The 11853-nt window shown below is 69.2% G+C and carries 12 protein-coding genes; 5 read left to right on the top strand and 7 right to left on the bottom strand.

Features of this window, described 5'->3' with window-relative positions; all coding sequences use genetic code 11:
* The first annotated feature begins 38 nt into the window (after positions 1–38).
* Both HPO96_RS32445 and HPO96_RS32440 read left to right on the top strand, forming a co-directional pair.
* A complete protein-coding gene (locus tag HPO96_RS32445; RefSeq protein ID WP_202886692.1) occupies positions 39–374 on the top strand; it encodes an ArsR/SmtB family transcription factor in 336 nt (111 codons plus the stop codon).
* Positions 375–405: 31 nt separating this feature from the next.
* On the top strand, positions 406–1026 hold the full coding sequence (locus HPO96_RS32440) for a dihydrofolate reductase family protein (protein WP_171678225.1): 621 nt from the start codon (positions 406–408) through the stop codon (positions 1024–1026).
* Here HPO96_RS32440 and HPO96_RS32435 read toward each other — a convergent pair.
* Positions 912–2123, bottom strand: coding sequence for an MFS transporter (locus tag HPO96_RS32435; RefSeq protein WP_202886691.1), 1212 nt, complete (start codon positions 2121–2123; stop codon positions 912–914). The genes HPO96_RS32440 and HPO96_RS32435 overlap by 115 nt on opposite strands.
* Before the next feature lie 86 nt (positions 2124–2209).
* Between HPO96_RS32435 and dinB the strand changes: the two genes are divergently transcribed.
* Positions 2210–3394 carry a DNA polymerase IV gene (gene dinB, locus HPO96_RS32430; protein WP_420371479.1) on the top strand — a complete coding sequence of 395 codons (1185 nt, stop codon included), beginning with the start codon at positions 2210–2212 and terminating at the stop codon, positions 3392–3394.
* Here dinB and HPO96_RS32425 read toward each other — a convergent pair.
* The 6 genes from HPO96_RS32425 to HPO96_RS38665 form a co-directional block, all read right to left on the bottom strand.
* Positions 3391–4047, bottom strand: coding sequence for a hypothetical protein (locus tag HPO96_RS32425; RefSeq protein WP_171678223.1), 657 nt, complete (start codon positions 4045–4047; stop codon positions 3391–3393). The two genes, dinB and HPO96_RS32425, sit on opposite strands and share 4 nt — an antisense overlap.
* 1 nt (position 4048) lies before the next feature.
* A complete protein-coding gene (locus HPO96_RS32420; RefSeq protein ID WP_171678222.1) occupies positions 4049–4681 on the bottom strand; it encodes a DUF5063 domain-containing protein in 633 nt (210 codons plus the stop codon).
* Positions 4674–5273, bottom strand: coding sequence for a recombination mediator RecR (recR, locus tag HPO96_RS32415; protein ID WP_171678221.1), 600 nt, complete (start codon positions 5271–5273; stop codon positions 4674–4676). Before recR ends, HPO96_RS32420 begins: the two co-directional genes overlap by 8 nt.
* Positions 5274–5275: 2 nt before the next feature.
* The gene (locus HPO96_RS32410) at positions 5276–5734 is read right to left on the bottom strand and encodes a YbaB/EbfC family nucleoid-associated protein (protein ID WP_337796902.1); all 459 of its coding nucleotides are present in this window, start codon (positions 5732–5734) and stop codon (positions 5276–5278) included.
* A 167-nt stretch (positions 5735–5901) separates the two neighbouring features.
* Positions 5902–6528 (bottom strand): LysE family translocator, encoded by a 627-nt coding sequence (locus HPO96_RS32405; protein WP_171678220.1) that lies wholly within the window; start codon positions 6526–6528, stop codon positions 5902–5904.
* Positions 6529–6643: 115 nt separating this feature from the next.
* Positions 6644–9502 (bottom strand): DNA polymerase III subunit gamma and tau, encoded by a 2859-nt coding sequence (locus HPO96_RS38665; RefSeq protein WP_238355747.1) that lies wholly within the window; start codon positions 9500–9502, stop codon positions 6644–6646.
* Between the two features lie 41 nt (positions 9503–9543).
* Between HPO96_RS38665 and HPO96_RS32395 the strand changes: the two genes are divergently transcribed.
* Both HPO96_RS32395 and HPO96_RS32390 read left to right on the top strand, forming a co-directional pair.
* Positions 9544–10359, top strand: coding sequence for an aminoglycoside 6-adenylyltransferase (locus HPO96_RS32395; RefSeq protein ID WP_171678219.1), 816 nt, complete (start codon positions 9544–9546; stop codon positions 10357–10359).
* A gap of 92 nt (positions 10360–10451) precedes the next feature.
* On the top strand, positions 10452–11678 hold the full coding sequence (locus HPO96_RS32390; RefSeq protein WP_171678218.1) for a hypothetical protein: 1227 nt from the start codon (positions 10452–10454) through the stop codon (positions 11676–11678).
* The last annotated feature ends 175 nt before the right edge of the window (positions 11679–11853 follow it).

The raw sequence follows: 11853 nt of genomic DNA, 5'->3' as shown, positions 1-11853 counted from the left end.
CGGCGAACCACTTGTTGATATAAGTCCGGACTGAAACAATGCTCGATGTGCATGCGTTCGACATCCTCGGCGACCCGGTCCGGCGGCGGATTCTGGAGTTGCTGGCCGACGGCGAGCTCCCGGCCGGCAGTATCGCCGCGACCATCGGCGCCGAGTTCGGGATCAGCCAGCCGGCCGTCTCCCAGCACCTGAAGGTGCTCCGCGACAACGGGTTCGCCACCGTCACCGTTGCCGGCACCCGGCGGCTTTACGCCGTCGCGCCCGGCCCGTTGCGCGAGGTCGACGCCTGGCTGGACCGGTACCGTAAGTTCTGGATCAACCGCCTCGACGCCCTCGAGACCGAGATCCACCGAGGACGTCGCGAGAACAAGTAAAACCTTCCGCCTGCTGTCTGCATCGTGATTGATGACGACCATGGAGGAGGGGCGGATGCGCGCGATCATCGCCAAGTTGTGCATGTCGGAGGACGGCATCGTGGACCGGCCGGAGCGCTGGCTCCCGGCGCCGGCACTGGGCGGTGTGATCGAGGAGCTCGCCGCCGGGACGAACACCGTCCTGCTCGGCCGCCGGACCTACGAGCAGTACGCCGGCTCGGTCGCCGGGCTGGAGTCGGTCCGCAAACTCGTGATCGCCTCGACCCCGGTGGCCTATCACCCGGGCAGCGAGATGCTGAAGGGCGATCCGCGGCGCGTGCTGACGGCGCTCAAGCAGATCCCAGGCCCGGACCTGCACGTCCTCGGCAGCCTCGGCCTGATCCGCTCACTCCTGCGATGGCGCCTGCTGGACGACGTGTCGATCCAGATCCACCCCGTCCGCGCCGGCCAGGGCACCGTGCTCGACCGGCGCTCGTTCAAGCTGGTCTCGCTGTGCGCCGGGCAAGCCGGAACCCTGGAGGCCGGCTACAAGGTCCACTACGCCGCGACCGGCGCACTCGCCACTGTCGACTCGACCGCGCGGTGGGGCGGCACCCGCAGGACCGCGAGCGTGCCGACCAGCGCGAGAGCAGCCATCAGAGCCCACGCGTAACGGACGCCGAAGATCTCCACGACGGCTCCGGCGACGGCCGATCCGATGGCGTTCCCGATCATGCCGCCGCTGAACATCCAGCCGAAGATCTCGGTCCGCGCCGACTCCGGAGTCAGGACGCCCAGCCGTTCGTACAAGGCTCCGGTGGTCGGCGCGATCAGCAGACCGGCCGCGAACATCATCGCGGCCAGCGCGACGACCGACGAAGTCGCGAAGACGCACCCGGTGATGAGCACGGTGTAGACGAGCATCCGCCGCCAGAGGTACGAGTCCTTGCCACCGGGTAGCGCGCCGCTGACCAGGCCGCCGATCAGGCTGCCCAGCGCGCACAGCATCTCGAGGACGCCGGCGATCAGCCGATTGCCGTGATGATCGGCGAACGCGACGATGCCGATCGACATCGATGCGAACCCCATCAGCATGCAGGCGAAGGCGATCAACATCGGCAGCCGATGCCGGTGCCACAACAGCGCCCGAACCGTCGGGCGCGGCTCGACCGTGGCCTGTGGATTCGCGGCCCGCGGCTGCTGTTTGAGACCGAACCACCAGATCGTCACGGCCGCGCCGACCGCGCACCCCAGCAGACCCGCCCGCGGGCTCACCACGCTGACCACGATCGCGCCGAGCATCGGGCCGATGACGAACAGGAGCTCGGTCGCGGTCGCGTCGAGCGCGTAGAGCGTCCGGAGCCGCGCCCCTTGCACGAGCCGCGGCCAGGTCGACCGCGCGGCCGAGGTGACCGGCGCGACGAACAACCCGGTCAGGGCGGCCGCCACCGGCAACAGCCGGAACCAGGCGTCCGGCAGCAGTGCGACCCCGGCCATCAGCCCGGACCACGCCGTACCGGTCGCGATGACGACCCAGCGGCCGTCGCGCCGGTCGACCATCCGGGACCAGAGTGGGCTGGCCACCGCCGTACCGATCGCGTAGGCGCCCGCGACGACGCCGGCCCACCCGAAGTTTCCCGACGCGTCCTTGGCCAGGAACGCCAGCGGCACGATCGTGGTGGTGACCGGTAGCCGCGCGGTCAGCGCCGCGACGAGCATCGCGATGACTCCAGGGGTGCGCCACAGCTCGCGGTAGCCGGTCAGGTCCATGAGGTCGATTCTGTCCTGACAAAGTCGGCTGCCGCCTCGGGATTTCTCCCTATCTTGTGAGTGCGATGATATGCGAACATATGTTCGTGCTCGCGACGATTCTGCATGCCGACCTGGACGCGTTCTACGCGTCGGTCGAGCAGCGGGACGACGCCCGGTTGCGCGGGCGCCCGGTGATCGTGGGCGCCGGCGTCGTCCTGGCGTGCAGCTACGAGGCCAAGGCCTTCGGGGTGCGGACGGCGATGAACGGGCGGCAGGCGCGCGAGCGCTGCCCCGGCGCGATCGTGGTCGAACCGCGGATGTCGGCGTACTCCGAGGCCAGCAAGGCCGTGTTCAAGGTCTTCGAGGACACCACGCCGCTGGTCGAGGGGCTGTCGATCGACGAGGCGTTTCTGGATGTCGGCGGCCTCGCGAAGATCTCCGGGCGGCCGATCGAGATCGCGCGCCGGCTGCGGGCCGAGGTGCTCTCCCGGGTCGGGCTGCCGATCACCGTCGGGGTCGCGCGGACGAAGTTCCTGGCCAAGGTGGCCAGCGGCGTCGCCAAACCGAACGGGCTGCTCGAGGTGGCGCCTGCGCACGAGTTGGAGTTCTTGCACCCGCTGGATGTCTCGCGCTTGTGGGGTGTGGGGTCGGTGACCGCGGAGAAGCTGCGGACGCGCGGGCTGACCACGGTCGGCGACGTCGCCCAGCTTCCGGAGGCGGCGTTGGTGGCGATGCTCGGCCGCGCCTCCGGGCGGCATCTGCATGCGCTGGCCCACAACCGCGATCCGCGGCCGATCGAGGTCGGGCGGCGCCGTCGTTCGATCGGCTCCCAGCGGGCGCTGGGCCGCTCCCCCAAGTCACCGGCGACACTCGACGCGATCCTGGCCGGGCTGGTCGATCGCGTCACCCGGCGGATGCGTTCGGCCGGTCGCTGCGGGCGGACGGTGACGCTGCGGCTGCGGTTCGACGACTTCACCCGCGCGACCCGCTCCCATACGTTGCCGCAGGCAACTGATCAGACGCGCGCGGTGCTGGTCACCGCCCGCGCGCTGCTGGCCGCGGCCGAGCCGCTCGTCACGGCGCAGGGGTTGACGATGATCGGGATCTCGGTCGGCAACCTCGAGAGCGAGGCCGATCTGCAGCTCGCCTTACCGTTCGACAAAGCGGCCAACGACGAGCTGGATTCGGCTCTGGACAAGGTGAAGGACAAGTTCGGCGCCAACGCGATCACCCGCGGCGTCCTGCTCGGCCGCGACCAGGGCCTGAGTATGCCGATGCTCCCCGACTAGGAGCGGGGGTAGCCGATCTCGGCGATGCCCTCGGCCAGGTCGCTCAGCCGGCGCTCGCGGTTGAGCGACGTGACGACGTACTCGGTCAGCGGCATCAACGCGTAGATGTGCCGGATCGGCTCCAGGTCGAGGGCCAGCTCGAAGTAGTCCTCGGCGTACGTCAGATAGGCCTCGGGGCTGCCGTCGGCCAGCAGCTCGAACAACCGCTCCGCGCCGTCCTGCTCGGCGTCACGCACCGGGCCGGCCCGCCAGGCGTCGTCGTCCGCCGTCCGCCAGAAGCAGACCGTCGCTCGCGGAACGCCCTCCTCGTCGGCGAAAGCCGGCTCGTCGCGCGCGGATTCGAAGACCTCCGGGACGCCGTCCCGCAACCCCGGCCAGAGCTGCAACTCGTTGACGTACGGCGACATCGGCGACTCGTGGTCGAACCCGTAGGCGAAAGCGCCCGCGGCGGAGAACACGATCGAGTACTCGTTCCCCGAGCCGTCGCGCATCAGCGCGGCCTCCTCGGTCGCCGACCAGCGCGCGTCGAAGGCGAAGTACGGCAGCGCGTCGTCGTCCCCGTTCAGCACCAGCTCGAGGACCGCGAGCGCGCGACTGACCCGGCGGACCGCCCGAAGGTCGGGGAGCCGCCGGATCAGTTCGTGAACCGACACCTCAGCGGCGCTGGACGGCTTCCTCGGCGACCTCGACCAGCTCGCGGTCGGTCGCCTCGGTCTCCGGGTCGTGCGCCGGCTCCAGCCGGTCGTGCGCGATCAGCGACTGGATGGCCCGCAGGACGGCGCTCGCCGCGGCGCCCCAGGTGGAGACGTAGGAGAACTGCCACCACCACAGCGCCTCGACGACCCGGCCCTCTTCGTAGTGGGCCAGCCCGTGCACGAGGTCGGTCGCGATCGCGGTCAGGTCGTCGGAGAGCCGGTTGACGGTGATCTCCGGCGGCAGCGCGTACGGGTCGAAGACCTCGGCGTACTCGTCGAGACCCTCGAACAGCACGGCCAGGCGGTCGCGCATGGCGTCCAGATCCGGATCCGGGCCGGCGTCGGACTCGAACCGCTCCTCCGGGACGAAGTCCTCGAACGCGCCGAGCCGGCCGCCGGCCAGCAGCAGCTGGCTGACCTCCAGCAGCAGGTACGGCAGCGAGGCGAGCCCCTCGTCGACGCCGTCCTCATCCGGCTGCGCGGCGATATCGCGCACCGAGATCAGGAAGCTCTGCACCTGGTCGGCGATCTGTTCCGCGAACTCCGCCAGGTCCTCGGCGTCCGCCCGCTCGGTCATATCAATTTCAGTCATCGATCGATCGTCGCCCTTCAAACGCCCGTCCGAGTGTGACCTCGTCGGCGTACTCGAGATCACCGCCTACTGGAAGTCCACTAGCCAAACGGGTGACGCGCAAGCCCATGGGCCGCAGCAGGCGGCTCAGGTACGTCGCGGTCGCCTCACCCTCGAGATTCGGATCGGTGGCGAGGATGATCTCCATCACCTCACCGCTGGCCAGCCGCTGCATCAGCTCCTTGATCCGCAGCTCGTCCGGCCCGATGCCCTCGATCGGCGAGATCGCCCCGCCGAGTACGTGGTACCGGCCGCGGAACTCGCGGGTGCGCTCGATGGCGACCACGTCCTTGGCCTCTTCGACCACGCAGATCAAACTCAGGTCCCGGCGCGGGTCGCGGCAGATCCGGCACTGCGTCTCCTCCGAGACGTTGCCGCAGATCTCGCAGAACTTGACCTTCTCCTTGACCTGCACCAGCACATGCGCCAGCCGCCGGACGTCGGTCTCGTCGGCGGCGAGCAGGTGGAACGCGATCCGTTGCGCGGATTTGGGGCCCACGCCCGGCAACCGGCCGAGCTCGTCGATCAGGTCCTGAACGGCCCCTTCGTACACGTCTAACCCGGGTTCTGACCGGGCTGGCCGGTCGCGCTACCCGGGTTCGCGAACCCGATCCCCGGCCCGCCACTCCCCAGCCCCGGCAGCCCGCCCGGCCCCTCGGACCCCAGCCCGGGAATCCCCCCGGCCAGCGGCCCCATCGCCTTGGCGGCCTCCGCCTTCGCGTTCTCCGAGGCGTCGCGAACGGCAGCCACGATCAGATCGGCCAGCGTCTCGGTGTCCTCCGGATCGACGACATCCTTGCCGATCTCCAACCGCAGCAGCTCACCTGTCCCCGACACCACAGCCGTCACCAGCCCGCCACCAGCCGACCCGGAGACCTCCTGGCTCTCCAGATCCGCCTGCGCGCGCATCAACTGGTCCTGCATCGCCTGCGCCTGCGCGAGCAGGTTGGACATATCGAACCCGCCGGCCCCGCCACCGTCGAACACCGCGATCTCCTCATCGAGCCGCCACACCTGGACGCCACCAACCCTAGCCGGTCACTCCGACAGCCCCGGTAACACCCAGAAACCACCCGGTCTCCCCAAGTTATCCACAGCCCTGTCCAGAACTTCATCCACAGGCCTGTGGAAACTGTGGAAACCCGCCCCACTCACCCACAGCCCGACTCGATCGCTGGGGATCAGCGCTCCAGCGCGAGCCGCGAACCCAACCCGATGAACAGCCCGCCGGTCGTCACATCGAGCCGCCGACGCACTCGCTCCCGAGTCCGCAACCAGCCCCCGATCCGCCCCGCCGCCACCCCCACCGAGCCGTCCACCACGAACTCGATCACCACCAGCGCAGCCCCCAGCACCGCGAACTGCAACCACAGCTGCCCCCGCGCCGGATCCACGAACTGCGGCAAGAACGCCAACGTGAACGTCACCATCTTCGGATTCACCAGATTCGTCAGCAGCCCCATCGAATAGGCCCGCCGCCCCGAGACCCCACCCGAGCCGTCGACCTCCATTCCCTGCCCGCGCTTCCGAATCATCTGTACCCCCAGAAACACCAGGTAGGCACCACCCACCACCCGTGTCACCGCAAACGCCGCCGGCACCGCCGCAAACAAAGCCACCAACCCAGCCGCCGCCAACACCACATGCACAACCTCGCTGGTAGCCACCCCCGCCGTAGCCAACAGCCCAGCCCGAGCCCCACCCCGAACCCCACACCCCAACACGAACAACATGTCCGGCCCCGGCACCACCATCGCCACCAACGTCGTCACCAAGAACGCCACGAACAGTTGCTCATCCACAGGCATACCCAACTCCTCACCGAACCCAGCGAGACCCGCAGGCCCTGTACCCACTCGCACTGCACGCGCGCACGACAACTCACCTGCGGAGCTGTCAGCCCGCAGGTTTCGGTGGTGTGGGTCAGTTGGGTTCTTCGTTGATGATCTGCGCCCCGAGCGTCTCGCGCAGCAGATCGGTATGCGACCGCGAGTCCTCTTCGAGCACGATGTCGTCCTCGCCGATCGCGTCCGCCTCCTGCTCCGGAGTCAACGGCACCTCCGGCGTCACCGGGGCAGCCGCCGTCCGCGCCGCCTGCTCGGCCGCAACAGCCGCCTCAGCAGCCCGCCGCTTACTCCCCGCCGGCTGAGCAGGCTCCTTCACCGGCGCCTCCTGCACAGCCGCAGCCCGCGCAGCCCCACCTGCCTCCCACGGATCCTGCTCCGGCGGTACGTCGTACTCCGACTCCGGCGGCTCCTGCAACGCAACCGCGCCCGCCTCATCCCCCCAAGACCCCGTCCGCGCGCCGTCGCCCCCACCAACAGCCACACCCCGGCCACCGCCGCTCGGCCCAGCACTCACGGCCGCCGCAGCCACACCCCCACCGCCGACCGCGCCACTCGCCGCCGTCGACTCACCCACTCCCGGGGAACCGCCCGGCATACCGCCACCCTGCAGCCCACCCTCGGGACCACCAATCGCCCCACCCGGTGAACCACCACTCTCGGCACCACCGACCGTTGCACCCTGCGGCCCACCACTCTCAGCACCACCAACCGGCCCGCCCTGGGAACCACCACCGTGCAGACCACCGCCCTGGGGGCCACTTGCGGGACCGCTCTGCGGGCCACCGCCACGCGCCGGCCCACCACCCGAGCCACCGCCGGCCCCGGGATCCGCAGACGGATCCACCACAGCCTCGATCCGCCGATTCAGCCCGATCGTGTCGATCATCGCCTGCCGCAAGATCTCATCACTACCGGACCGCGCGAAGCTCTCCCGAGCCCCCGCGTTCACCAATCCCAACGTCAACGTCTGATCATCAACAGCAATGACCTGCGCGTTCTGGCTCAACATGATCCAAGCGAACCGCCGCTTGGTCTTCACAGCCTCCAGAACCTGCGGCCACAACCGCCGCACATCCCCCAACCCAACCGCCCCCGCCGAAGGCGACCCCACCGGCGCACTAACCCCACCCGCACCCGAACCGCCGCCACCCGCAACGACCCCACCACCCGCAGGTTCCGGAGCCCCACCCCCCGCAGGCTCATCCCCCCAAGCCCCCTGCCGACTCCCCCCAGCCGCCGCACCACCAGTCGCCGCCCCACCACCGGTCGCACCGCCACCCGCCGTACCACCGGCCGTCGCACTGCCAGCCGCCACACCGCCGCTCGCCGCCCCGCCACCGGTCGCACTGCCGCCGCTCGCCGTACCACCAGCTGCCCCGCCACCGCCCGCCGTACCGCCAGCTGCAGCACCGCTCACGCCGTCAGACTCACCTGCAACCGCCAGACCACCAGCCACCTCGGCAGCACCCGCACCGCCGCCGTGACCCTGCCCAGCAACGTCCGCAGCCCCACCGGCCGCATTCACCCCAGAACCATCGCCAACCGCACCACCGCTCACCGCAGCCCCACCGTCAGCCACCGCGGCAGCCGCGCCATCGGGCGCCGCCGTACCAGCTCCTGCCGCCGTCCCAGCCCCAGCGGCAGCCCGCGCGGCCGCGCGACTCGACGCCGCATCGGGCGCCGGAGCCCCCGGCACCGGCGCGTACGCCGCCCCCGACTCCGGCGCACCGGCGATCGCGAGCCGACGCTCCATCCGGTCCAGGCGAGCCTGAATCCCGTTCGTCGAATCATCCGCCCCCGGCAGCAGCACCTTCGCGCAGATCAGCTCCAGCTGCAGCCGAGGCGCAGTCGCGCCCCGCATCTCCAACAGCCCGGCAGCGACAATGTCCGCCGCCCGAGTCAGCTCAGCGGCCCCGATCCCCGCCGCCTGCGTCTGCAACCGCTGCCCCTGGTCCTCAGCGGCCTCGATCAACCCGGACGCAACAGCATTCGGCACCGCCGACAGAATCACCAGATCACGCAACCGCCGCAGCAGATCCTCAGCGAACCGCTTCGGATCCTGCCCGGTCTCGATGACCTTCTCGACCGTCTCGAACACCGCCCGGCTGTCATGCGCCGCGAACCCGTCGACACACGCGTCGAGCAGCGAATCCGGCGTGAACCCGAGCAGCGCGACGGCCAACTCGTACGTGACGCCCTCCGGCCCCGCACCGCCGATCAGCTGATCCAGCACGCTCAACGAATCCCGCACCGACCCCGCGCCGGCGCGCACGACCAGCGGCAGCGCGGCCGACTCGATCGCAACGCCCTCCGCCTGACACAGCGTCGCCATGTAGTCCCCGAGCGCCTTCGGCGGAACCAACCGGAACGGATAGTGATGCGTCCGGGAGCGGATCGTCCCGATCACCTTGTCGGGCTCGGTCGTCGCGAAGATGAACTTCAGATGCGGCGGCGGCTCCTCGACCAGTTTCAGCAGGGCGTTGAAGCCCTGCGTGGTCACCATGTGCGCCTCGTCGATGATGTAGATCTTGTAGCGACTCTCGACCGGCGCGAAGAACGCCCGCTCGCGCAGATCACGCGCGTCGTCGACACCACCGTGTGACGCGGCGTCGATCTCGATCACGTCGATACTCCCCGGCCCGCCACGAGCCAGATCAGTACATGACTTGCAGACCCCGCACGGCTCGGCGATCGGACCCTTCTCACAGTTGATCGCCCGCGCCAGGATCCGCGCGCTGGTCGTCTTACCGCAGCCACGCGGCCCAGAGAACAAATAGGCGTGGTTCACCCGATTGTTGCTCAGCGCATTCCGCAGCGGCGCCGTGACGTGATCCTGCCCGATAACTTCGGCGAACGTCTCCGGGCGATACCGGCGATACAACGCAAGGGGTGCTTCCACGCCCGCAACCCTAGCGCCGCCAACCGACAAAACCATCTCCGCCCGACCCACCCCGCCGCGCGCCTTAGGCTGACCGAATGGGGAACGGCGACCCGCGGTACGACTTGATGATCCAGCGCGCCCGCGATCAACTCCCGGCCGACCCCCGGATTCTCGCCGCCTACCTGATCGGCAGCTACGGCTCCGGCGAGGCCGATCGCTTCAGCGATCTCGACCTGCATCTGGTCGTCACCGACGAGAGCATCGGCTGGTTCGAGGCCCATTGGGGCGACGTACTCCGGCAACTCGCCGGCCCCACCGTCTTCAGCGACCGCCTCCCCGGGCTCGTGGGCGGCCTCGGCATCACCGCCGACTGGTTGCACATCGACCTGATCGCCCACGCACTGAGCTCCTTCGACCGCTTCCAGTACGACGGCGTCCGCGTCCTCTACGACCGGGACGGCGCTCTGTTCCCCGACGGCGACCAGCCCCGCCAACACGGCCAACCCGGACCGCCCTACTGGCCCGACGGCGTGGTCCCCCTCTTCCTCTACTTTCTCGGCAACCTCGTCACAGCCCTAGGCCGCGACGAGCGGATCGTCGCCAACCAGGGCCTCAGCGCCGTCCGTGACCTGCTGATCCGGCTGATGCTCGCCGAGCGCGGAGTCCGCCGTACGACGGGCGCCAAACACCTCAACGCGCTCCTGAGTACCGAACAACGAACAGCCCTCGAGCACATCCCGACCGCCGGCACGGACCCCGCCGATCTGATTGCCGCAAACCAATACATCTCCCGCGAAGTCCTCCGCCGCGGCCAGGCTCTCGCCAAACAGACCGGTGTCACCTGGCCCACCGACTTCGTCAATGCCACCCTCGCCCACCTGCACCGCCACTTCGGCGTCCCCTTCGACTGAACGACCGGCTGCCCGATCAGGAAGCGCGCTCGTCGTCCCCAACGGCCCTTCTGCCATGGCGACGACGGCGCGCGCGGACACAGACTGGCGGCGTGGACGAACCGGGCCTGCAATCGAAGGCACTCCCGAACCGCAGCGAACCGATCACCCGCAGCGCGGGCGGTCCTTCCCCGGACGCCGCGATGTCTTCGGCTCACCAGCAGGTCGCGCGGGTCGGCGAGGCGGCTGGGAACGAGGCACTCGCCTCGCATTTCCAGGGCGTCGCCGAGCAGTACAAGCCGGTGACGGTGCAGTGGAATCTGCCGCCGGCGAAGGACATCGAGATCGTGCCGGGTGTGAAGTTCAAGCCGAAGCTCACCTACAAGGGCGACGTGAGCGCGAAATCCGGCTCCGGCGACACGACCGCCACCGGGACAGGCACCGGTTTCAAGTTCGAGAAGGACAAGCTCAACCTGAGCCTCGCCAAAGGCGAACTCGAACACAAGCTCAGCGAAGACCTGAAGGTCAAGGGCAGCCTCGACGCCAACCCGGCCGGCGTCACCCCGACAGCCGAGATCTCGTACTCCTTCTGGGAGGACTACTCGCTACGACTCGAGTTCGCCCCCTGGAAGTTCAGCTACGACATGAAAACCAACAGCCCCTCCGTCTCCTCACCGGCAATCACCGGGGTGCTCTCCCGCAAGTTCGAACTCGCCACTGACCACTTCGCGATGAAGGGAACCGCCGAGTTCTCCGGAGAAATCTCCATCGACCCGCGCACCGCGGTGACATACCTTGCGAAGCGCTACGCCGCCACCCTGAAGGCCGAAGCCATCGCCGTCGCCGGAGCCCAGGCCGCCCTGGTCGTCTCCCTCGTCGGCGGAGCCACCCTGATCGGACTCGACATCGCCGACGAAGACCGCCGCGCCGCCCTCGCCACTGACACCCTCGGCCGCGCCCGCAACATCGTCGCCGCCGAATCCGTCTACCTCGCCGAACTCGAAGGCCGCCAAACCACACCCCACACCGCCGCCGACAAACTGGCCCAATCCGAAGCCCGCACCACCCGCGCCGAACTCGCCGCCAACCTGGCCATCCAAGAACCCCTCCTCACCACCCTCATCGCGATCCACCCCACCGCGCTCCTCCCCTTCCGGTGGCGAGACGCCGCCCTGGACGACCTCGAACGCGCCATCCACACCCAACTCCACGCCTACGCCCAAGCCCACCCCTACCGAACCCTCTGGGGCCTCCGAACCCGCGAAGACGAACACCAGGTAACCCGCATCATCAACTCCGTCCGAGACGCCACCGACCAACCCCAACTCCTTCCCGCCTGACAGATCCAGCAGGCAGCGGAGAAGGGTTGCCGTAGCCCCGCGCGAGACGGCCGCGAGACGTGAGCAGAGGCGAAAGTGCGCAGTCCTTGCACCCGGACAGTTGCCAGCAGCACCAAACCTCAGGTCAGCAGCTTGCTGATGCGTCAGGTTGCTTACAGCAACTACCTACGCCGAC

This window comes from Kribbella sandramycini (genome assembly GCF_013131805.1).
Taxonomy (GTDB): Bacteria; Actinomycetota; Actinomycetes; order Propionibacteriales; family Kribbellaceae; genus Kribbella; species Kribbella sandramycini.
The sequence above is the reverse complement of the archived record's forward strand: the minus strand, read 5'-3'. Positions and strand labels throughout refer to the sequence as shown.